Below are 20,149 nucleotides of genomic sequence, written 5' to 3' on the forward strand. Positions count from 1 at the left end.
ACGGCGGATACACTTCCCCGTGATTTCCGGGGAGGGATTGTGATGCGTTCATTTCGATGGTGGTGTGGTGTGGCGGCCGGCGCGGCGTTGCTGGCGGCCTCGCCAGCGTACACTCACACCGAGGGTACTTTTGAAATTCCGGCCGGCGCGCATTTCAACCAGGAGAAGCTCGCCAGGATCGGCGAGTTCTTCAGGGAGGAGATCGCGTCCGGCAAGATCCCCGGTGCGATCGTCCTGATCCAGCAGCACGGCAAGCCGGTCTACCACGAAGCCTTCGGGGTCCAGGACGTGGTCAGCAAGACGCCGATCACCGACCAGACCATCTTCCGGCTGGCCTCGATGTCGAAATCGATCACCGCAGTCGCATCGATGCAGTTGCTCGAACAGGGCAAGTACAAGCTCGATGATCCCGTCTCGAAATACATTCCGTCCTTTGCCGATGTGAAGGTCGGGGTCGAGAAGAAGGCCGAGGACGGCACCAAGACGCTCGAGCTGGTGCCGCCGAACCGGCCGATCACGATCCTCGATCTGATGACGCATACGTCGGGGATCACCTACGGCTTCTATGGCGACAGCCTGGTCCGCAAGGCCTATCGCGACGCTAACATCTATGGCGGCGATTTCGACCTCGCCGAGTTCGCCGAGCGCATCGCCAAGCTGCCTTTGCACAACCAGCCCGGCGCGCTCTGGCAATACGGCCACTCCACCGACATTCTGGCGCGGGTGATGGAGATCGTCACCGGCGAGAAGCTCTCGACGATCGAGCGCAAGAATCTGTTCGAACCGCTCGGCATGAAGGACACCGGCTTCTTCGTCACCGACCCGGAGAAGGTGAAGCTGATGGCCGAGCCGATGCCGAACGACAGCGATTTCCACGTCGGCCGGGTCAACGACCCGACCAAGGTCAAGAAGTGGGAGTCCGCCAGCGGTGGCATGGTCTCGACCATGGCGGATTATGCGCACTTCGCTCAGATGCTGCTCAATGGCGGCACCTACGAGGGCAAGACCATCCTCAAACCCGAGACGTTCAAGGAATTGACGACCGACCGGGTCGGCCCGGGCTCCGGCGTCGCGCGCGACAATTTCTATTTTCCCGGTGACGGTTTCGGCTTCGGGCTCGGCATCGCTGTCCGCACCGATCCCGGCAATGCGAAGCCACCGCCGCCCGGCGACCTCGGCGAGCTGAAGTGGGACGGCGCCAGCGGCTGCTATTACGTGATAGACCGCAAGCAGGACATGTTCTTCATCCTGCTGGAGCAGTCGCCGAGCCAGCGCCAGCCCATCCAGGTGAAGTTGAAGCAATTGATCTATGAAGCGCTGGAAAATTGAGATTGGCGGGCGCCGCGCACTGGTCGCGGCGCTCATGCTCCTGTTCGGTGCGGTCGATGCGAGAGCGAGCTACGTCGCGCATCATTTCTCGCCGGAAGGGCTCGCCAAGGTCTCCGACTATATCAGGAACGAGATCGCGGCCGGCAAGCTCGCCGGCGCGATCCTGCTGCTGCAGCAGCACGGCAAGCCGGTCTATTCCGAGAATTTCGGCGTTCGCGACGTCGCAACCGAACTCTCGATGAGCGCCGACACCATCTTCCGTCTCTATTCGATGTCGAAGCCGATCACTTCGGTGACGGCGATGATGCTGGTCGAGGAGGGCAAGCTCGCTCTCAGCGATCCGGTCTCGAAATACATTCCTGCGTTCGCCGACATGAAGGTCGGCGTGGAGAAGCGCGGCGAGGACGGCAAGGCGACGCTGACGCTGGCGCCGCTGAAGCGGCCCGTCACCATCGAGGACCTGATGCGCCACACCGCAGGGCTTCCCTACGGCTATTTCGGCGGCGGTGTCGTGAACAAGGACTATGCCCAGGCCGGCCTGTTCAACAACGATCCCGACAATGCCGAATTCGTGGCGCGGCTCACGGCGCTGCCGCTGGCCGAGCAGCCCGGAACGCTCTGGGACTACGGGCATTCCACCGACGTGCTCGGCCGCATCATCGAGATCATTTCAGGCAAATCGCTGCTCGCCTTCGAGAAGGAACGGCTGCTTGAACCGCTCGGAATGCACGAGACGGAGTTCTACGTCACCGATCCCGCCAAATGGCCGCGCATCGCCGAGCCGATGCCGAACGATCGCATGCTCAGTCCGGTTGCGCAGATCCGCGATCCGAGGCAGCCGCTGAAATGGCAGTCCGGCGGTGGCGGGATGGTCGGCACCATCGGCGACTATGCGCGCTTCTCGCAGATGCTGCTCAACGGCGGGATCTATGACGGCCGGCGCTATCTGAAGCCGGAAACCGTCGCGCTGATGACGTCGGACCATGTCGGCCCCGAAACCGGCGTCGAGCGCGACAAGAACTATTACCCGGGCCCGAATTCGGGCTTCGGCCTCGGCTTTGCCGTGCGCACCTCGGTGCCGGAATACACCTCGTGGCCGCTGGGCGAATATCGCTGGGACGGTGTCGGCGGCACTTTCTTCTTCGTCGATCCCGAGGACGATCTGTTCGGGATCTTCATGGCGCAGACGCCGTCGCAGCGCGGCCGGATCCAGCTCGAGCTGAAGACGCTGATCTACAAGGCGATGGGGCGGTAGCGAATTAGGTCGTTTCGTAGTTTCGTAGCCCGGATGGAGCGTAGCGAAATCCGGGACAAGTCTTTTCGCCGACACCGCACCCCGAATTGCGCTGCGCTCCCTCCGGGCTACCGCGAGCCTAGGCCCCGCGCACGATATCGCGCACGTGGCCGACCATCTCCTCGATCTGGGCCGCCGTCACGTCGAGATGCGTGCAGGCCCTGATGCGGCCGTCCATCATCGCCAGCATGACGCCGCGCTTGCGCAGCTCGGAGACCATCCTGGTGCCGGCGACGCCCGCGCCGTCGGGCTTGAAGAAGACGAGGTTGGTCTCGGGCGCCTGCACCTCGATGCCGTTGATCTGCGACAGCCCGCGCGCCAGCGCGCGGGCGTTGGCATGATCCTCGGCGAGGCGGTCGACATGGTGGTCGAGTGCGTGGATGCAGGCCGCGGCACATACGCCGGACTGCCGCATCGAGCCGCCGAGCCGCTGCTTCCAGCGCCAGACGTCATCGATGAAGGCTCTCGTTCCGGCGATCACTCCGCCGATCGGGGCGCCGAGCCCCTTGGAGAAATCGATCCAGGCGGAATCCCAGCCCGCCGTCATGTCGCGCGGCGAAATGCCGGACGCGACGGTGGCATTCAACAGCCGCGCGCCGTCCATGTGCGTGGCGAGGCCGTGCGCCTTGGCGATGCTCACGACTTCGTCGAGCGCAGCCTTCTTCCAGATCGTGCCGCCGCCGATATTGGCGGTCTGCTCGACGCTGACGAGGACCTGCGGCGGCTGGTAGCGGGTGCGCGGATGCAGCGCCGCGCGCAATGCCTCGGGGGTGAACTGGCCGTCGTCGCCCGGCAGCGGCATGATCTGGAAGCCGCCGAGCGCCGCATGCGCGCCGCCCTCGCGCGCGATGATGTGTGCGGTCGCATGCGCCAGGATCTCGTCGCCGGGCCGGCAGTAGGCCAGCGTCGCCGCGACGTTGCACATCGTGCCCGAGGGCATGAACACGGCGGCTTCCTTGCCGAGCAGACCGGCAACGCGCGCGCAGAGCTCGTTGGTGGTCGGATCGTCGCCGACCTGCTCGTCGCCGACCTCGGCTTTGGCCATCGCTTCGCGCATCGCGGGCGTCGGCTTGGTCTGGGTGTCCGACAGCAGGTTGATGCGGACGGGCGCGGCCTTCGGATCGGGCGGGGCAGGGGTGTAGAACATGATGATGTGTCTCTCGCTCGGTGCGGGGCGAGTTTAGCCAAACAAAAAGGCCCCGGCAAAACCGGGGCCTTCTGTATCTCGCAATCCTGCAATGATCAGCGCGAATAGAATTCGACGATCAGATGCGGCTCCATCTGCACCGGGAACGGCACGTCGCCGAGCGCCGGGATGCGCGCGAACTTCGCGGTCATCTTGCCGTGATCGACCTCGAGGAAGTCGGGCACGTCGCGCTCGGGAAGCTGGCTCGCTTCCAGCACCGGGGTGAGCTGCTTGGAGGCTTCCTTGACCTCGATGGTGTCGCCGACCTTCAGCTTGTAGCTGCCGATGTTGACCTTGCGGCCGTTCACCTTGACGTGGCCGTGGTTGATGAACTGGCGCGCGGCGAACATCGTGGAGACGAACTTGGCGCGATAGACCACGGTGTCGAGACGGCGCTCCAGGAGGCCGATCAGGTTCTCGCCGGTGTCGCCCTTCATGCGGCCGGCCTCGACATAGATGCCGTGGAACTGGCGCTCGGAGATGTTGGCATAGTAGCCCTTGAGCTTCTGCTTGGCGCGGAGCTGCACGCCGAAGTCGGAGAGCTTGCCCTTGCGGCGCTGGCCATGCTGGCCGGGGCCGTATTCGCGGCGGTTCACGGGGCTCTTCGGGCGGCCCCAGATGTTCTGGCCCATGCGGCGATCGATCTTGTACTTCGCCTCACTGCGCTTTGTCATCGCGTCCTCTTCAGGTTTCAGGTTTTGAGGAAACGCGCCCTCCTGTGTACCGGCCGAAAGGCCCGTACCGACAGGTCCGCCTCGAAAGCTCGGGGACGAACCACGGGTCGCGAAACGCTTCGCGGGCCGAAACCGGCCCGCGAGCAGGGGTGGTCTTAAGGAGAAAGCGCTGCGCTGTCAAACGAAACAGCCGGTAAAATCGGTCGTTTTCGGCCCCTTACGCCCGGTTTGCGGCCGTCCGTACCGGCCTCGTGCCGGTTTGCGGGCAAATCGCGCGCAATTCGGCCGATATCTCCGAGTTCAGCACCTGCTCCAGCCGGCTCAGGGTCCTGGTCATCAGGGCGGCGTCGCAGACCAGATGGTCCCAGCGCAGCACGACATCGACGGTCTGATCCGGCTTGATGACGCCGTAGCTGAGGAGGAACGGCCCTGGGCTCAGTGCATGCAGTTCGCCCGGCCCGATCGCCGCAACCGAGGTCACGCCGAAATTGCCGCAGAAATTGGCGCGCTGGCGGCCGACATTCATCCCGATCGCCCAGGCCAGGCGCCGCAGCGGCAGCGGCAGGCTTGCCACGCACAAGGTCTTGCGGAACGAGGGGATCTCCTTCAGCGGCGCGGTCTTGGCGCGCCGGATCAGCGCGTCGATATCGGCGAGCGTCATCTGGTCCGGTGCGCAGACCCGCTCGAACAGCACACAATCCTCGCCGTCCTCGACGCGGGCAATCGCCACCATGGCGACGCTGCGCGGCATTTCGTACAGCGCCGGCCAGGGCCATTTGACGTAGAGCGTGCGCAGGGTCGGCTCGTCCCTGGCCACCAGCGCGAAAGCCTTGATGAAGATGGCCGCCCAACCCGGCGCGCCTGCCGCCTGCGTGCGGGCCTCGGCCACGGCGCGGACATTCAGGCGGCGGGTCAGGGAAACAAAGGCCACGCGGGCCGATGCGCGCATGAGATCGGCGACGAGGCGGCGCGGCAGCGATATCTTGCGTGGCTTACCGCGCATCCGTTCGGCTCAAAATCCCGTAACAGGCAAAAAATCGAAAGCAAGGCAGGCCCGATCCGCTGACCGCCGGCTCCTTGATAGCATGAGTGGGTAGGCTTGGGGGTGGGATTGGTTTGCTCCTGGCAGCGTCCTCGAAAGTCTAACAGCGCAGATTGAGGGCGAAAAGCAGGCGGTATGCCTGTGGAATATCAGACGTTCGGCCAATATCGTTCATCTTGGTCGTTCATCTATCGCGGCAGTCTGTCCCCAGGATTTTGCGTGGCGAAACCGACGCAACCGTGAATGTCTCATACGGCCTTGCCGATCGTCTTGTCCCTCGCTGCGTCGCGCGCTCCCAAGGGCCGGCCCTTGGTGGAATCGACGTTCGTCTGATGCTCGATCTCGGAGTTCAATTCCGCGCCACAGAGCAGGATGATCGCTGACATCCACATCCATGTCATGAGGCCGATCGCCGCACCCAGCGATCCGTAGGTCGCGTTGTAATTGCCGAAATTCGAAAGATACCAGGACAGCAGCGACGAGCCGACCAGCCACAGCACTGCGGCCGCGACCGCTCCGACGCTGAGCCACTGCCAGCGCGGCTCGGTGCGGCTCGGGGCGTAGCGGTAGAGCACCGCCAGCGCAGTGAGCAGGAGCGCCGTCAGGATTGGCCACCGCCCGAACCGGATGATGAGCTCGGCACGCGCGCCCAATCCAACCTGCTGCAGCAGAAGCGGGATGACGACGATCGCACCGACCATCACCAGAATTGCGGCGAGGGAGGCGACCGTGAATGCGAGCGACACAAGATTCAACTTGAGAACGCCGCGCTTCTCTTTCTCCTCGTAGACCACATTGAGCGCATCGATGATCGCCTTCATGCCGGCGTTCGCGCTCCAGATCGCCATCAGCAACCCGAGGATGAAGGTGAGGCTGAGCGTCGACGTACCCTTGGCGAGCACGCGGGCAATCTGATCCCGGACGATGGCGAAGGAGCCTTCCGGCAACATGAGAGCCAGGCTTTGCAGATTGGCCGAGATCGTCGATGGATCGGCAAACAGACCGTAGCTCGAGACCAGAGCCGTGATGGCCGGGAAGGTCGCGAGCAGACCGTAGAACACGATCCCGGCCGCTGTTGGGATGAGCCGGTCCTCATCGATCTGCCGATAGGTGCGGAAAAGGATGTTCCTCCAGCCCGCCGCCGTTATCTCCAGCGGGCCCTGGGACAACCATCCGGGCTTCCCCGCGTCGGTGTTCACCGGCACGGTGTGCGGTCCGGCCTTCGGCGACCGCGGCAACCGCGTCAAATGCCGGTGGACCGTCATCGCACCTAATATCGCTGCCGCAAGGAGCGCCAGATCGCTTTGCCAGTTCGGCCAGTTGGGGCGCGCGGCCATTGCTCATCCTGCATCGCGTCGCTGCCTCGATACCGGCAGCGACGGCCGCAGCTACCATCGCTCTCCATGGGAGACCGGGGCTCTCGCGAGCGGAGATCGGAGGCGGCCCGGAGCGAGCCGTCCGCCCCAAACCTCGGTCACCGGTAGTGATGGTAGTGGTGGTGATAATAGTAGTGGCGGTAGTATCGGTGCGGGCCATAGTACGGGCCGCCGTAATAGGCGTAGCTCGGGCCATAATAATAACCCGGCCCGTAGCCGTAACCATACGGGCCATAGGCACCGTAGGCACCCGCCGCCAGCGCGCCGGCAGCGATGCCGAACCCAATTCCCGGACCCCAGCCGCCTCGCCAGCCTCCGGCTTCGGCGGGGGCGGCTACCGTGACTGCGGCAATGGCGAGAGCGGCGGCAATCATCGTCGATCTTCTCATGTGAACTTCCTTCGAAACGATTGGCGTCTACATCAATTCGGCACCCGGTCGAGGGTTGCTATTTCCGGAGGGATTGCGCGCCCGTCGACAACGACGGGCACGCGATATCCTTCGCAATGGCTTCGACGAGGCGACTGCTGGGCTCGAACTCCGGTGAAGAACAGGCGGCGACGAGCCGCGATCCATCATCGGAGACAGGGCTCGCGGCTTCGAACTCGGGCAGCTCGACCGTGAGCGTGAGTCCTTGGGCGCGGGTCGATCAACCTCGCTCACTTGCTCTCCGGCACCCAGGCAGTGCTTGCCTTGTCGTATTTGAATCCGGGCGCGCTCTTCAGTTCATCCTTGGTCTGGTCGAGCGTGAGCCACCACTTGTCGTTCTTCTTCTCGGACTTCACGGCCGTGAACGGCACGATGACGTCTTTTTCCCCCGCGCCGAGGAATCCGCCGACGCCGACGACGAGGCCGGTCACTTGTCCTTGCTTGTTGACGAGCACGTCATCGACGTCGCCGATCTTGCTCTGCTTCGGATCGTATACCGACTGCTTGTAGTAGTTGGTCACCGTCCAGCTTTCCGATGGGGCCGCCGACATCGTCGTCGTTGCCGCATACGCAGCGGTCGTCAGGATGGAAGCGAAAGCAATTCCCGTCGCGATTTTTTTCATTGTTGGGCTCCTCTTGAAAAGTGAGCTCAATAAACAACCAACGAGGTCTGCAGTTCCTGAAGCTATTCCACGTCGACGATCGTCGAAGTTATGTGGCGTGCGAATTCGGTCGTGATGGAGCCTGGAAGGCTGGTCGCCTGACCGGCCGCCTCCCAGCTTAGGAACTTCATGGTCGCGGCGGGTTAACAAACAGGCGGGACTCCTCTGGGGCCTGGCCTGCACGGTCTCGCCTCAAGTCCTTCAGCCCAAGGGCGGACCGTGCGCGAGCGGATGTTGCCATGGTCGGAGACAGGTGGCCGTTATCGCTTGATCCCCGCGAACGCGGCCGCGATCCCGCGCTGGAATAGCGACCAGTCGAAGCCGAGCGCGAGAGCAAGGTAACCGCGATCGATCATCGCGTTGGCCTGTTCGGCGGTGCGTGCGACGCCGCCGATCGGCACGCCGCTGCGAAGGATGCCTTCCTCGGCGCGCTGCATCAGCGCCATCACCTCGGGATCGTCGGGCAGGCCGCGCTTGTTGATCGAGGTGGCGAGATCGCCGGGGCCGATCACCGCGAGATCGATGCCGGGCGTTGCCATGATCTCGTCGATGCGGTTCACCGCCTCGACATGCTCGATCGTGATCATGCAGATCATGTCGTCGTCCGATGTCGCCATATAGTCGGCCATCGAGACGCCCCAGCGGAACGGCGCGTGAAACGGACCCCAGAGCCGGTCACCCTTCGGCGGGTAGCGTACGCTGCGCGCCGCCTTCTCGGCGTCCGCGCGGTTGCAGATCATCGGGAAATTGATGCCGAGCGCGCCGAGATCCATCGGCGCTTTCGCCAGCCATGGCTCATTGGCCGCGATCCGCACCATCGGCACGCACGGCGTGCCCGACGTGGCGACGATCATCGCGTGCGCCGCGGTGAGATCGATCGGCCCGTGCTCGAGGTCGACGATGATCCAGTCGAGCGACTGCGCCATGATCTGCACGGCCTGGATGCTCGGCATCGTGGCGATCGCGCCGAAGGTCGGGCGCTTCTCGCGCCATTGCTTGCGCAGCCGGTTGAGCGGTGAGGGGGACAATGCGATCTTCCCTTCCAGAGGTGACTCGGAGGCCAAGTGTACACGCAAATCGCTCGTGGTCGCCTGGCCCCGACACCGGCAGAACGCCGACACGGCAATCTCAATGTATTCGGCCGCAGGCGGACGCGATAGTACGAAGCCGCTGGCGGAGCGTCTGTCCTCTTCCTACTATCTCGCGACGCTCAGCGGTCCTGACCGGCTGATCATCGAGGGGACAGGAATGGACTATCGGCGACGGCTTCTCTTCCACGGAATATGTCTCTTCCTGATCGGGCTTTTCACCGGGCTCGCCGAGCAGCATTTTGCGAACGTGCGAATGGCGCTGGCGGCGCATCTGGAAGGCGTGATGAATGGGACGTTCCTGCTCGCCGTCGGCGCGGTCTGGCGCGACGTGAAGCTTTCATCCCGCGCAAGCGCGGCGGCCTACTGGACGCTGCTTGGCGGGACTTATGGCAATTGGGCGGTGACGACACTCGCCGCCAGTTTGGGGACCGCCGCGCTTTCACCGATAACCGGGGCAGGGCACAGCGCTCCACAGTGGCAGGAATCGCTTGTGACGGCCGGCTTTATCACGATCGGCCTCGCGATCATCGCCGCAAGCGTCTTGCTGCTCTGGGGGCTGCGAGGGAAGGCGCCACCACCCGGCTGACAGGGAGACAGGCACGCGCCGGCGGAACGCTCAGGCCGGGACGCGGCCGCCGAAGAACGGCATCAATGCCTGCGAAAGCGCGTGCGGGCGCTTCGAGGTGAAGATCATCTCGGCGCCGGCCGTGTCGCGTTCGGAGCCTATGGGGCCGAGCAGGTCGGAGACGCGGCGGGCGATCGCGGGCGCGGGATCGATCCAGTCGACCGGCCACGGCGCGAGCTGCGTCAACCGGTCCAGCAGCAGCGGGTAATGCGTGCAGGCGAGCACGACAGTGTCGGTGCGAGCTGGATCGCCGACGCCATCGCCGATGAAGCAGGGCGCGAGCTCGGCGGCGATGGCCTCGTCGCGCACGGCCTGGCCGCTCAGCGCAGCCTCGGCGAGGGAGGCGAGCTCGCCCGAGCCGACGAGCGTGACTTCGCAACCTTGCGCAAAATCATGGATCAGCTTGCGGGTATATTCCCGTTTCACGGTGCCCCTGGTGCCGAGCACCGAGACACGCCGGGTCTTCGAGGAGGCGCAGGCCGGCTTGATCGCCGGCACGGTGCCGACGAACGGCAAGCGGTAAGCATCGCGCAGATGCGACATGACCAGCGTGGACGCGGTGTTGCAGGCAATCACGACGAGGTCCGGTGCATGCGCCTCGATCAACTCACCGACCAGCGGCACCACTCGCTCGATGATCTCAGCCTCGGTGTGGTGGCCGTAGGGGAAGAAGGCGTCGTCGGCGACATAGACGTAGTGCGCCTCGGGCCTGACGCGAACCACCTCGCGGAGCACGGTGAGGCCGCCGAGGCCGGAATCGAACACAAGGATGGTCGGGGAAGCGGGCACGAGAACAGCCTATCCTGGTCGGGGTTACCATTCGGTTGTTTGGCTCTCTCGCCGCACAAGGCGGTGAAATTGCGGAATTTCAGATGGCCCTGGCCGATACCGCCCGTCACCATGACATGCAGGCAAATACCTGCCCTTGACATGCAGGTAACTACCTGCATAATGTCCTCGCAGACGAGCGAGACCAATGGACGCGGACAAGGTTTTCAAGGCGCTGGGCGACGCGACGCGCAGGAAGCTGCTCGACCTTCTCTGCGAGAGGAACGGGCAGACGCTCGGCCAGCTTTGCGAGAACCTCGACATGGCCCGGCAATCCGCCACGCAGCACCTCGGGATACTGGAAGAAGCCAGTCTGGTGAGCACGGTCAGGCGTGGCCGGGAGAAGCTGCATTTCATCAATCCGGTGCCGCTCCATGACGTCTACGAGCGGTGGGTGCGGAAGTTCGAACGTGAGCGGCTCAGCCTGCTGCACGATCTGAAGAAAGAGCTCGAAGGAGAGTGATGATGACCAAAGAGACGACCAGCTTTGTCTACGTGACCTACATTCTCTCGACACCGGAAAAGGTGTTCGAGGCCATCACCAGACCGGATGTCGCAAGGCGCTACTGGGGCCACGAGAACGTCTCCGACTGGAAGGTCGGATCGAAATGGGAGCATGTTCGCGCCGACGATCAACGGCCGGTCCAGATCGTTGGCAAGGTCGTCGAGGTCTCGCCGCCGACCCGCCTGGTGATCACCTGGGCAAGCCCTTCGCAGGCTTCTGATCCGGCAAGCTACAGCCGCGTGACGTTCGAGATCGAAGAATACGAGAACATGGTCCGGCTGACCGTCACCCATGACGAGCTCGAAGCCGGCGGCAGCATGGCGAAGGGAATCAGCAAGGGTTGGCCGGTGGTTCTCTCCAGCCTGAAATCCCTGCTGGAAACCGGCCGCGGGCTCGACGTGTTCGCCAAGCCAAAGACGGCCTGATCCGGCGCGACGTCGAATCCGGAGCACCCGAGGAGCATCATCATGACCAGGTTATATTCAGGCGGATGCGCGTGTGGCGCGATCCGTTACGAGACGAGCAGCGCGCCTGTCTTCGAGAACCACTGCCAGTGCAGGGATTGCCAGAAACGAAGCGGCACCGGGCACGGATCATATCTGACCTTCGCGCAGCGAGCCGACGTCAGGGTGACCGGCACGGCGTCGGAGTGGCGCGTGGCCGGCGATAGCGGGAATGAAAAGATCCACGCCTTCTGCCCGACATGCGGCACGCCGGTCTACCTGACATTCGCTGCGATGCCGGACCTGTTTTCGATTCCCGCGACGAGCCTCGACGACCCAAGCCAATTCAACCCGCAAGTGCTCACCTACAGCATCCGCGGCCTTGCATGGGACGAGGTTGATCCCTCGTTGCAGAAATTCGAGCGGATGCCGCCCGGATGATTTCGGCCGGGCGCATGCGCTGACGTCGTGATCGAAAAAGATCGAGCCGGCCGGGAGTTGATTCCGGCCGGCTCGGCCTTCTGAACGGTCCGCGAGAGATTACCCTGCGGGCATCTGCTTCTCGACCAGGCGCACCCAGTAGGAGGCGCCATGGCCGAGGATGTTGTCGTTGAACTTGTAGGCGGGGTGGTGGCACATCGGGCCGTCGCCCATGCCCAGGAACACGAAGGCGCCGGGGCGCGCTTCCAGCATGAAGGCGAAATCCTCGCCGCCCATCACCGGCACCGCGTTGTCGTCGACCCGGTCGGCGCCGACCACGTCGCGGGCGATTTCGGCGGCGATGCCGGCCTCGCGCGCGTGGTTCACGGTCGCCGGATAGAGGCGGGTGTATTTCGTCTCGGCCGATCCGCCATAGGCGCGGGCGACGCTCTCGGCGACCTCGCCGATCCGGCGTTCGACCAGATCGCGGATCTCGGGAGCGAGCGTACGCACGGTCCCGCCGAGCGTGACCGTCGCCGGGATCACGTTGAACGCCGTGCCGGCTTCGAACATCGTGATCGAGACGACGGCCGATTTGAGCGGGTCGACGTTGCGCGACACGATCGATTGCAGCGCATTGATGATCTGAGCGCCGATCAGGACGCTGTCGATCGCCTCGTGCGGCGCGGCGCCGGCGTGGCCGCCCTTGCCGTGGACGAAGATCTGCACCGAGTCGGAGGAGGCGAGCATTGCGCCCGGCGTCGTCGCAAAATGGCCCTCCGGCAGGCCCGGCATGTTGTGCAGGCCGTAGACCTGCTCGATGCCCCACCGCGTCATCAGCCCGTCGTCGACCATCGCCTTGCCGCCGGCGCCGCCTTCCTCGGCGGGCTGGAAGATCATGATCGCCGTGCCGTCGAAATTCCGGGTCTCGGCGAGGTATTTCGCGGCGCCGAGCAGCATCGCGGTGTGGCCGTCATGGCCACAGGCGTGCATCTTGCCCGGGACCTTCGAGGCGTAGGGTACGTCTGCGGCCTCCAAGATCGGCAGCGCGTCCATGTCGGCGCGCAGACCGATGGTCTTGCCTGAGGTGCTCTTGCGGCCGCGGATCACGCCGACCACGCCGGTGCGGCCGATGCCGGTCACCACCTCGTCGCAGCCGAACTCGCGCAGCTTGTCTGCGACGATGCCTGCGGTGCGGTGCACCTCGTAGAGCAATTCGGGATTCTCGTGGAAGTCGTGGCGCCATGCGGCCATTTCATCCGAGAGGGCGGCAACGCGATTGACGATCGGCATGGGAGGGGTCCGTTTCTTGTTGTCGGCAGGGTCGGTGAGCGTAGCGTAACCCGCCGCGATGTGCATGGAAATGGCGGGTTACGCCACGCTATCCCGCCCTCGATCCGGTAGCCCTGATGCAGCGCAGCGAAATCGTCCCGTGTGGTCGGCTCCCCCCGGATTTCGCTGCGCCGCATCACCGCCGTAAAGCGTTCAGCTTTCGCCGAACACCCGCTTGAAGATCGTGTCGACATGCTTCAGGTGATAGCCGAGGTCGAACTTCTCCTCGAGCTCGGCGTCCGTCATGTACTTCTTCACGTCGGCGTCCTGCTTCAGCAGCGTCAGGAAGTCCCCTTCGCCGCGCCAGACCGGCATCGCGTTGCGCTGCACGAACTTGTAGGCGTCCTCGCGGCTCGCGCCCTTCTGGGTCAGCGCGATCAGCACGCGCTGCGAATGCACGAGACCGCCGAGACGGTCGAGGTTCTTCTGCATGTTCGCCGGATAGACCAGCAGCTTCTCGACCAGGCCGGCGAGGCGGACCAGCGCGAAGTCGAGCGTCACGGTGGCATCGGGGCCCATCATTCGTTCGGCCGATGAATGCGAGATATCGCGCTCGTGCCAGAGCGCGACGTTCTCCAGCGCCGGCGTCACATAGGCGCGCACCATGCGCGACAGGCCGGAGAGGTTTTCCGACAGCACCGGGTTGCGCTTGTGCGGCATCGCGGACGAGCCCTTCTGGCCCTCCGAGAAGAATTCTTCGGCTTCCAGCACCTCGGTGCGTTGCAGGTGGCGGATCTCGACGGCGAGCCGGTCGACCGAGGCCGCGATCACGCCGAGCGTGGCGAAGTAGATCGCGTGGCGGTCGCGCGGGATCACCTGCGTCGAGACCGGCTCCGGCTTCAGCCCCATCGCCTTGGCGACGTGCTCTTCGACGCGGGGGTCGATCTGGGCGAAAGTGCCGACCGCGCCCGAGATCGCGCAGGTCGAAATCTCGTCGCGCGCCGCGACGAGACGGGCGCGGGCGCGGCTGAACTCGGCATAGGCATAGGCGAGCTTGAGGCCGAAGGTGACGGGCTCAGCGTGGATGCCGTGGGAACGGCCGATGGTCGGCGTCATCTTGTGCTCGAAGGCCCGCGTCTTCAGCGCCGCGAGCACCCGGTCGAGGTCGGCGAGCAGGAGGTCGGCGGCGCGCTTGAGCTGGACGTTGAGGGTGGTATCGAGCACGTCGGAGGAGGTCATGCCCTGGTGCACGAAACGCGCCTCGGGGCCGACGATCTCGGCGAGATGGGTCAGGAAGGCGATCACGTCGTGCTTGGTCTCGCGCTCGATCTCGTCGATCCGCGCCACGTCGAATTTGGCGTCCTTGGCCTTGGCCCAGATCGTCCTCGCGGCCTCCTTCGGGATCACGCCAAGCTCGGCCTGGGCGTCGGCGGCATGCGCCTCGATCTCGAACCAGATCTTGAAACGCGTCTGCGGCTCCCAGATGGAGGCCATTTCCGGGCGGGTATAGCGGGGGATCATCGACAACTCCAAAGGGGGCGGGGGCGCAACGGGCGCGGCTCCCGGCCAAATTGTTTTTTACGCCGTGCTTTAGCAAATCAGGGCCGGAGAGGCCACCCGTATGGGGGATTTGGAGGGGAAAACAGGGTGGGCGATAGTGAACCGCGCAGGGCGCCGGTCCCCCTCTCCCCGCCTGGGGAGGGGAGGCACAGCGCGCTATGGGGCGACCGTCCCTCTACAGATTCGCCAGCCCGCATTCGACGGCGAGGCGGACCAGCTGCGCATCGGTCCGCATCCCGGTCTTGGCCTTGATCAGATAGTGGTAGTTCTGCACGGTCTTGGTGCTGAGGTTGAGATTTTCCGCGATCTGCTCCTTGGTCGCGCCGGCGACCAGCTGCCGCAGGATCTCGATCTCCCGCTCGCCGAGCTCGTCGAGCGCCGATTTCGTCGGCACCAGGCTCTCCAGCGCCAGCACCCGGGCGACATCGTCGCTCATGGCATGTTCGCCGCGTACCACCGAGCGGATCGCGGCGATCAGCTCCGCCGGCTCGCTGCCCTTGGTGACGAAGCCGCTCGCGCCGGCGCCGAATGCCGCCTTCACCTGCGCGACCTCGCTGTGCATGCTGAACACCAGGACGCGCGCATCGGCGTCGCGCGCGCGGATGTTGCGGATTGCCTCCAGGCCGCTCGCCCCGGGCATCGAGATGTCCATCACCACGACGTCGGGTTGGTGTGCCTTGAACGCGCGGTAGGCGCCCGCCGCGTTGTCGGCCTCGGCGACCACGCGGAAATCGTCCTGATGCTCGAGCACGCGCCGGTATCCCTGCCGGACCACGGGATGGTCGTCGACCAGCAGGATCGAGATGCCGCTGGTGCCTACCGCGCTCATCAGGCGGCGAGCGGGATGGTGGCGGCGACGGAAAGGCCACGGCTGGCGCGGGCGATCGACAGCGAGCCGCCGAGCGCCGCCACGCGCTCGCTGACGCCGGTGAGGCCGAAGCCCGCTGACTGCGCCACCTTGGCTGCGTCCCCGCCGCCGTCGTCCTCGACCCGGACCAGCAGCGCATTCTCCGGTTCGGTGCGCCGCTCGATCCGAAGCACGATCTCGCGCGCCGCGCTATGGCGCAGCGCATTGGTCAGGCACTCCTGCGCGACGCGATAGGCGGTGGCGGCCACCGTGCCGCGCACGTCGGCCAGGTCGCCCTGCAGGTCGAGCTGGATCATCGGCTGCGTCGTGGCCTGCGAGCGCCAGCTGTCGACGAGATCGACCAGGCTCGCTTCCAGCCCGAGTTCCTCGGCCGGCGGATGCCGCAGCCGCTTCAGCGTATCGCGCAGGCACGCGATGATGCGGCGCGTCGCCTGCGAGATCATGCGCGCATCCTGCGCGATCTCGGTACCTGCGGCGTATTTATCCCCGGCGCTCGCCTCGATCGTGGTGGCGAAGGCGAGGATCGCGGTGAGGTTCTGACCGAATTCATCATGCAACTCGCGCGCCAGCGCACGCCGCTCGTCGCTGCGGATCTCGAGCAGGCGGCGGGTCAGGACGGCGCGTTCCTCCTGGGCCTGCGCCAGGCGGTCGCCGAGATCGCTGACGGCCTGTCCGATCATCGCGAGTTCCATCGAGCGGATGCGCGGCAGTGCGGTGCGGTATTGGCCATCAGCCATCCGCTGCAGCGCCGAGACGATCGAGCGGGCCGGCGCCAGCGTATGCGCGATCGCCAGTGACGCCAGCAGCGCGATCGCCAGCGCCATCAGGAGCGCAACGTGGATGTTCTCCAGGATGTGCCGCCAGGCCAGCGCGATCGCGGCCTGCGGATCGGCGTTTGCAAGCACGGTTCCCGCGGTCGCGGCACGGGCGCTGATCGGCCGGGAGACGGTTGCGTGGTTGCCGAGGACGGTCTGCACCGTCGCCGCGAACCAGCGCGGCGGCGCCGTGCCGATACCCTTGCTCTGACCGCACAGCGGCTTCTCGAATGCACCTGACGGCTCGAACTGCACGCAGATTCCGGGCGAGATCAGCCCCATCGTCTCGATGGTGCGCCAGTCCGGCGCCGGCAGCAATTGGTCGCGCATGCGGTTGCTGCGCAACAGCAGTTCGCGCCAGTACAGCGCTTCGAGCGCCTGCGAGACGCGCTCGGCGGAGGCTGATGTCGAGCGATCGACGCTGCGATAGGCGTCGATCGTGGCCCAGATGGTCGCGGCCCCAAGGCACAGCGCGACGATGACGAGCAGGCGGGCGACCAGTTGAAGCACGAGGCGCATGCGATCCACTCCAGTGCCAGAGCATGACCCGGAAAGGTGTTAAGCGGTTTTCTCCGGCCGTCTTGCTCGAAAGAGAAGTCACAGCGCGATATGTTTCGCGCGTTGCAGGGCGAAGCCTAACAGCAGGGCCGTTTCCGGCCAATCGAAACAGGCCTAAGGAGATGCAGGTCGGGAAATTTGCCCGACCAAGTTTGGGCAGATGTCTTTGGACGGCGCCGGCCCGCTCTGGTGTAACGTGACGGTCTCGCAAGGAGAGGTGACGCAGCATGAGCGCCAGGATCGAAGCTGTGGCCGGCACGGACGCCGCGGAACGCAGCGTGCTGCTGATCTGGATGATCTTCACCGGCCTGTCCGTCTTCGCCGCTTTCCTGCTCTGGCGCTACGGGCTGATCCGCCGCATGGTCAGTTCCGACCGCACCTATATCTCGAGCGTCATCGCCGTCCTCTACATCGTGACCTGCATCCATTGCTTCTGGCGGACCCGGGCGATCGCGCGTGAAGGGGAGGTTGCGCGCGGCTGTCGCGCGATTCTGGCCTCGCCCGATGGCACCAGGGCGCTCGACGCCGGTGCGCGCGGCCTGCCCGGCGGGTTGGTGACCGATCACATCAAGAGCCTGGTGCAGAAGGCCGAGGCACAGGGCATGGGGAAAGGCTCGGGCCGGATCGACCAGACGCTGCTGCTCCGGACGCTGGCGGACCGCCTGCGTGGTTCCAACGGCTTTGGCGCCTTCGTCTCCGACACGCTGATGAAACTCGGCCTGCTCGGCACCATCATCGGCTTCATCATCATGCTGGCGCCGATCGCGACCCTTGATGCCGCCGACAAGGTCGCGATGAAATCGTCGATGGGGCTGATGAGCGACGGCATGGCAGTCGCGATGTACACGACGCTGGCCGGGCTGATCGGCTCGATCCTGGTGCGGATCCAGTACTACATGCTGGATAGCGCGACCCAGCGGGTGTTTTCCGACGCCGTCGTGCTGACCGAGACGCACGTCACCCCGGCCCTGGAACGCCGTCATGATGGATGAGTTCGGCCTCTATCCGCGCGAGGAGCCATTCGACCCGCTCGGCGTGATGCTTTTCAAGGCGCTGCAGGTGATCGCCTTCCTGTTCTTCCTGGCGCTGCTTGCGGTGTCGCCGGATTCAAAGGACGGCAAGATCGACTCCAAGGCCGAATTCATCATCACGATGGACTGGCCGGACAACCACCCTGACGATCTGGACCTGTTCGTGCAGGACCCCGCCGGCAACATCGCCTGGTACCGGCACCGCGAGGCCGGCTTCCTGACGCTTGACCGCGACGATCGCGGCGGCGCCAACGATTTCATCGTCGTCAACGGCAAGAAGATCGCCTCGCCCATCCGCGAGGAGATCGTCACCGTGCGCGGCATCCTGGCCGGCGAATACACCGTCAACGTCTCGCATTTCTCGGCCACGACAGGCGAACCGGTCGAGGCCAATGTGAAGGTGCAGAAGCTCAATCCGACGGCGCAGGTGATCTTCGACGACAAGCTCACGGTCAATCACACCGGCGACGAGAAGACCGCGGTCCGCTTCCGTCTCGACGCCGAGGGCAAGGTGGTCAACGTCGACCAGCGGCCGAAGTCGCTGCTGGAGACGTTCCGCATGGGCTGGCGCAATGGCGCCGACATCGATCCGAAGACCGGCGTGAGGACTCTGGGCCGTGACTAGCCTGCAGTCGGTCATCCTCACGCTCGCGGTCGCCTATGCGGTGATCGGTGCGCTCTTGTTGATCGTGCTGGTCTATGCGCGCCTGCACTGGTCGCTGAAGGCCGTGGCGATCGTCGTGACCAGCGCTTTCTATGTCATCAGCTTTGGCGGCATGCGCGGGCTGCTCGGCTGGGCCTCGACGGAAACGCTGCCGGCCAACTTCAAGCTGCTGGCCACGCGGATCGTGGAGCCGCATTCGCTGGAAGGCGACCCGGGCTCGATCTATCTCTGGGTCGAGGAACTCGATGACGACAATCGGCCGAGCGCGATTCCGCGTGCCTTCCGAATTCCCTACAGCGAGGCGCTCGCCGAGCAGACCCACACCGCCGACACCGAAGTCAAGGCCGGGCACCCGCAGGGCGGGCGGGCAGCGGATTTCGGCGGCGGCGAGGGGACCATTCTGGACCTCGTCAGGGAATACATCACCCCGAAGACGGTTCTCGAAACCTCAGGCGGGGATTCCACGACCGGCGTCTTCGTGCCTCCGCCGGCGGGCGCCCAGGGCTCGGTCTTCAACCCCCTGCCGCCGCCCCGGATGCCGCCCAAGGACGCACAGCAATAGCGGGGCTGTCCGCCGGGCCGGTTCCCTGCGCGGGTCGCCGGCCAACGAACTTAAAAAGTTCGATGACAGATATTGAAATCTGTCAGCGCGATGGTATATTCCCTTTGGCTCCAGGCTGGGGGTGTGCGGGTTTTCCGGCACCTGGCCGGGATCCAACGTTTAAGTGACTACCTCTAAGGACTACCGAAATGACGATAGAAATCTTTCAATTGACCGCCCAGATTCAACAGTGGCTCAATCATCGCGTCGCCCGCCATTTGGCCGCCCAGGCCGCCAAATTCACCCGCGGCCATGACAGCGAGAACCAGACGGTGAACGCATGAACGAGGCGGTGGTCCTGACTCCCGAGCGGATCCTCGAAGCAACCGAGGATGTTTTGCGGCGCTTCGGGCTCGCCAAGGCCACCGTCGTCGACGTTGCCCGCGCGCTGGATGTCAGCCACGGCAGCGTCTACCGCCACTTCCCCAGCAAGGCCTCGCTGCGCGATGCCGTCGCCAAGCGCTGGCTTGACCGGGCCAATGAGCCGCTGTGCAAGCTCGCAGCGGCCGATGGCCCGGCGCCGGAGCGGCTGGAGAAATGGCTGCGCACGATGTTTGCGATCAAGCAGAAGAAGGTCTGTGACGATCCCGAGATGTTCGCGACCTATCTGGCGCTGGCGCAGGAAGCGCGCGAGGTAGTGGAGTCCTACAAGGACAAGCAGGTCGACCTGCTTGCGAAGATCCTGTCTGATGGCGTCGCGCAGGGCGTGTTCGAAATCGACGACGTCAAGGCGACCGCGCGCGCGGTGTTCGATTCCACCGTCCGCTACCATCACCCCGCGCATGCCGAGGAATGGGCCAAGCCGGAATGTCCGGCACGGATCGAAGCGCTGATCTCGCTATTGCTGCGTGGCCTGCAGGCGCCGTGCAAGCATTAA

The 20,149-nt window shown here is 64.9% G+C and carries 23 protein-coding genes; 11 read left to right on the forward strand and 12 right to left on the reverse strand.

Annotated features, from left to right (window positions below):
- Window positions 1–42 precede the first annotated feature (42 nt).
- Together JQ586_RS24265 and JQ586_RS24270 are read left to right on the forward strand one after the other, a co-directional pair.
- Window positions 43–1,329: a serine hydrolase gene (locus JQ586_RS24265; RefSeq protein ID WP_212397134.1), complete on the forward strand. Its 1,287-nt coding sequence runs from the start codon at window positions 43–45 to the stop codon at window positions 1,327–1,329.
- Entirely contained in the window at window positions 1,310–2,584 is a 1,275-nt protein-coding gene (locus tag JQ586_RS24270; protein ID WP_249148041.1) for a serine hydrolase domain-containing protein, read from the forward strand. The genes JQ586_RS24265 and JQ586_RS24270 overlap by 20 nt, the downstream gene beginning before the upstream one ends.
- 118 nt (window positions 2,585–2,702) lie before the next feature.
- Here JQ586_RS24270 and JQ586_RS24275 read toward each other — a convergent pair whose 3' ends face one another.
- The 7 genes from JQ586_RS24275 to JQ586_RS24305 form a co-directional block, all read right to left on the reverse strand.
- Entirely contained in the window at window positions 2,703–3,770 is a 1,068-nt protein-coding gene (locus JQ586_RS24275; RefSeq protein WP_212397135.1) for a low specificity L-threonine aldolase, read from the reverse strand.
- Window positions 3,771–3,865: 95 nt separating this feature from the next.
- Window positions 3,866–4,483, reverse strand: a complete 618-nt coding sequence (gene rpsD / locus JQ586_RS24280) for a 30S ribosomal protein S4 (protein ID WP_212397136.1) — start codon at window positions 4,481–4,483, stop codon at window positions 3,866–3,868.
- Between the two features lie 217 nt (window positions 4,484–4,700).
- Entirely contained in the window at window positions 4,701–5,486 is a 786-nt protein-coding gene (locus JQ586_RS24285; RefSeq protein ID WP_212397137.1) for an acyltransferase, read from the reverse strand.
- Between the two features lie 287 nt (window positions 5,487–5,773).
- The gene (locus JQ586_RS24290; protein WP_212397210.1) at window positions 5,774–6,790 is read right to left on the reverse strand and encodes a YihY/virulence factor BrkB family protein; all 1,017 of its coding nucleotides are present in this window, start codon (window positions 6,788–6,790) and stop codon (window positions 5,774–5,776) included.
- Window positions 6,791–6,999: 209 nt separating this feature from the next.
- The gene (locus JQ586_RS24295) at window positions 7,000–7,290 is read right to left on the reverse strand and encodes a hypothetical protein (protein ID WP_212397138.1); all 291 of its coding nucleotides are present in this window, start codon (window positions 7,288–7,290) and stop codon (window positions 7,000–7,002) included.
- Between the two features lie 269 nt (window positions 7,291–7,559).
- Window positions 7,560–7,952 carry a PRC-barrel domain-containing protein gene (locus tag JQ586_RS24300; protein ID WP_212397139.1) on the reverse strand — a complete coding sequence of 131 codons (393 nt, stop codon included), beginning with the start codon at window positions 7,950–7,952 and terminating at the stop codon, window positions 7,560–7,562.
- Between the two features lie 299 nt (window positions 7,953–8,251).
- Complete coding sequence (locus JQ586_RS24305; protein WP_249148048.1) at window positions 8,252–9,019, reverse strand: aldolase/citrate lyase family protein; 768 nt, start codon at window positions 9,017–9,019, stop codon at window positions 8,252–8,254.
- Between the two features lie 103 nt (window positions 9,020–9,122).
- On the opposite strand from JQ586_RS24305, the gene JQ586_RS24310 reads away from it, so the two are divergent.
- Complete coding sequence (locus JQ586_RS24310; RefSeq protein WP_249148049.1) at window positions 9,123–9,668, forward strand: hydrogenase; 546 nt, start codon at window positions 9,123–9,125, stop codon at window positions 9,666–9,668.
- A gap of 30 nt (window positions 9,669–9,698) precedes the next feature.
- Here JQ586_RS24310 and murI read toward each other — a convergent pair whose 3' ends face one another.
- Window positions 9,699–10,496: a glutamate racemase gene (gene murI, locus JQ586_RS24315; protein WP_212397140.1), complete on the reverse strand. Its 798-nt coding sequence runs from the start codon at window positions 10,494–10,496 to the stop codon at window positions 9,699–9,701.
- A 187-nt stretch (window positions 10,497–10,683) separates the two neighbouring features.
- On the opposite strand from murI, the gene JQ586_RS24320 reads away from it, so the two are divergent.
- The 3 genes from JQ586_RS24320 to JQ586_RS24330 are packed head-to-tail and all read left to right on the forward strand — an operon-like array spanning window position 10,684 to window position 11,924.
- Window positions 10,684–10,998, forward strand: coding sequence for a helix-turn-helix transcriptional regulator (locus tag JQ586_RS24320; protein WP_212397141.1), 315 nt, complete (start codon window positions 10,684–10,686; stop codon window positions 10,996–10,998).
- A gap of 2 nt (window positions 10,999–11,000) precedes the next feature.
- The gene (locus JQ586_RS24325) at window positions 11,001–11,465 is read left to right on the forward strand and encodes an SRPBCC family protein (RefSeq protein ID WP_212397142.1); all 465 of its coding nucleotides are present in this window, start codon (window positions 11,001–11,003) and stop codon (window positions 11,463–11,465) included.
- A 42-nt stretch (window positions 11,466–11,507) separates the two neighbouring features.
- Window positions 11,508–11,924: a GFA family protein gene (locus tag JQ586_RS24330; RefSeq protein ID WP_212397143.1), complete on the forward strand. Its 417-nt coding sequence runs from the start codon at window positions 11,508–11,510 to the stop codon at window positions 11,922–11,924.
- A 99-nt stretch (window positions 11,925–12,023) separates the two neighbouring features.
- Here JQ586_RS24330 and JQ586_RS24335 read toward each other — a convergent pair whose 3' ends face one another.
- From JQ586_RS24335 to JQ586_RS24350, 4 genes are all read right to left on the reverse strand, one after another.
- Window positions 12,024–13,196: a M20 aminoacylase family protein gene (locus JQ586_RS24335; RefSeq protein ID WP_212397144.1), complete on the reverse strand. Its 1,173-nt coding sequence runs from the start codon at window positions 13,194–13,196 to the stop codon at window positions 12,024–12,026.
- A 192-nt stretch (window positions 13,197–13,388) separates the two neighbouring features.
- Window positions 13,389–14,696 (reverse strand): adenylosuccinate lyase, encoded by a 1,308-nt coding sequence (gene purB / locus JQ586_RS24340; RefSeq protein ID WP_212397145.1) that lies wholly within the window; start codon window positions 14,694–14,696, stop codon window positions 13,389–13,391.
- Between the two features lie 214 nt (window positions 14,697–14,910).
- A complete protein-coding gene (locus JQ586_RS24345; protein WP_212397146.1) occupies window positions 14,911–15,564 on the reverse strand; it encodes a response regulator transcription factor in 654 nt (217 codons plus the stop codon).
- On the reverse strand, window positions 15,564–16,937 hold the full coding sequence (locus JQ586_RS24350; protein WP_212397147.1) for a sensor histidine kinase: 1,374 nt from the start codon (window positions 16,935–16,937) through the stop codon (window positions 15,564–15,566). Before JQ586_RS24350 ends, JQ586_RS24345 begins: the two co-directional genes overlap by 1 nt.
- A gap of 266 nt (window positions 16,938–17,203) precedes the next feature.
- Between JQ586_RS24350 and JQ586_RS24355 the strand changes: the two genes are divergently transcribed.
- From JQ586_RS24355 to JQ586_RS24370, 5 genes are all read left to right on the forward strand, one after another.
- Complete coding sequence (locus JQ586_RS24355; protein ID WP_212397148.1) at window positions 17,204–17,968, forward strand: MotA/TolQ/ExbB proton channel family protein; 765 nt, start codon at window positions 17,204–17,206, stop codon at window positions 17,966–17,968.
- Complete coding sequence (locus JQ586_RS24360) at window positions 17,958–18,632, forward strand: hypothetical protein (protein WP_212397149.1); 675 nt, start codon at window positions 17,958–17,960, stop codon at window positions 18,630–18,632. Before JQ586_RS24355 ends, JQ586_RS24360 begins: the two co-directional genes overlap by 11 nt.
- Entirely contained in the window at window positions 18,625–19,233 is a 609-nt protein-coding gene (locus JQ586_RS24365; protein WP_212397150.1) for a hypothetical protein, read from the forward strand. The genes JQ586_RS24360 and JQ586_RS24365 overlap by 8 nt, the downstream gene beginning before the upstream one ends.
- Before the next feature lie 188 nt (window positions 19,234–19,421).
- Window positions 19,422–19,556 (forward strand): hypothetical protein, encoded by a 135-nt coding sequence (locus JQ586_RS41170; RefSeq protein ID WP_283815478.1) that lies wholly within the window; start codon window positions 19,422–19,424, stop codon window positions 19,554–19,556.
- Window positions 19,553–20,149 (forward strand): TetR family transcriptional regulator, encoded by a 597-nt coding sequence (locus JQ586_RS24370; protein WP_212397151.1) that lies wholly within the window; start codon window positions 19,553–19,555, stop codon window positions 20,147–20,149. The genes JQ586_RS41170 and JQ586_RS24370 overlap by 4 nt, the downstream gene beginning before the upstream one ends.

The organism is Bradyrhizobium jicamae, from assembly GCF_018130215.1.
In the GTDB taxonomy this organism is placed as follows: Bacteria; Pseudomonadota; Alphaproteobacteria; order Rhizobiales; family Xanthobacteraceae; genus Bradyrhizobium; species Bradyrhizobium jicamae_A.

Excerpts from the sequence above, each read along its gene's own strand:
- JQ586_RS24300 (WP_212397139.1), bottom strand. The coding sequence starts at position 7,952 with ATGAAAAAAATCGCGACGGGAATTGCTTTCGCTTCCATCCTGACGACC.
- JQ586_RS41170 (WP_283815478.1), top strand. The coding sequence starts at position 19,422 with ATGACGATAGAAATCTTTCAATTGACCGCCCAGATTCAACAGTGGCTC.
- JQ586_RS24335 (WP_212397144.1), bottom strand. The coding sequence starts at position 13,196 with ATGCCGATCGTCAATCGCGTTGCCGCCCTCTCGGATGAAATGGCCGCA.
- JQ586_RS24370 (WP_212397151.1), top strand. The coding sequence starts at position 19,553 with ATGAACGAGGCGGTGGTCCTGACTCCCGAGCGGATCCTCGAAGCAACC.
- JQ586_RS24355 (WP_212397148.1), top strand. The coding sequence starts at position 17,204 with ATGAGCGCCAGGATCGAAGCTGTGGCCGGCACGGACGCCGCGGAACGC.
- JQ586_RS24295 (WP_212397138.1), bottom strand. The coding sequence starts at position 7,290 with ATGAGAAGATCGACGATGATTGCCGCCGCTCTCGCCATTGCCGCAGTC.
- JQ586_RS24360 (WP_212397149.1), top strand. The coding sequence starts at position 17,958 with ATGATGGATGAGTTCGGCCTCTATCCGCGCGAGGAGCCATTCGACCCG.
- purB (WP_212397145.1), bottom strand. The coding sequence starts at position 14,696 with ATGATCCCCCGCTATACCCGCCCGGAAATGGCCTCCATCTGGGAGCCG.
- rpsD (WP_212397136.1), bottom strand. The coding sequence starts at position 4,483 with ATGACAAAGCGCAGTGAGGCGAAGTACAAGATCGATCGCCGCATGGGC.
- JQ586_RS24320 (WP_212397141.1), top strand. The coding sequence starts at position 10,684 with ATGGACGCGGACAAGGTTTTCAAGGCGCTGGGCGACGCGACGCGCAGG.
- JQ586_RS24310 (WP_249148049.1), top strand. The coding sequence starts at position 9,123 with ATGTATTCGGCCGCAGGCGGACGCGATAGTACGAAGCCGCTGGCGGAG.
- JQ586_RS24275 (WP_212397135.1), bottom strand. The coding sequence starts at position 3,770 with ATGTTCTACACCCCTGCCCCGCCCGATCCGAAGGCCGCGCCCGTCCGC.
- JQ586_RS24270 (WP_249148041.1), top strand. The coding sequence starts at position 1,310 with ATGAAGCGCTGGAAAATTGAGATTGGCGGGCGCCGCGCACTGGTCGCG.
- JQ586_RS24290 (WP_212397210.1), bottom strand. The coding sequence starts at position 6,790 with ATGACGGTCCACCGGCATTTGACGCGGTTGCCGCGGTCGCCGAAGGCC.
- JQ586_RS24325 (WP_212397142.1), top strand. The coding sequence starts at position 11,001 with ATGACCAAAGAGACGACCAGCTTTGTCTACGTGACCTACATTCTCTCG.
- JQ586_RS24285 (WP_212397137.1), bottom strand. The coding sequence starts at position 5,486 with ATGCGCGGTAAGCCACGCAAGATATCGCTGCCGCGCCGCCTCGTCGCC.
- JQ586_RS24345 (WP_212397146.1), bottom strand. The coding sequence starts at position 15,564 with ATGAGCGCGGTAGGCACCAGCGGCATCTCGATCCTGCTGGTCGACGAC.
- JQ586_RS24330 (WP_212397143.1), top strand. The coding sequence starts at position 11,508 with ATGACCAGGTTATATTCAGGCGGATGCGCGTGTGGCGCGATCCGTTAC.
- JQ586_RS24350 (WP_212397147.1), bottom strand. The coding sequence starts at position 16,937 with ATGCGCCTCGTGCTTCAACTGGTCGCCCGCCTGCTCGTCATCGTCGCG.
- JQ586_RS24265 (WP_212397134.1), top strand. The coding sequence starts at position 43 with ATGCGTTCATTTCGATGGTGGTGTGGTGTGGCGGCCGGCGCGGCGTTG.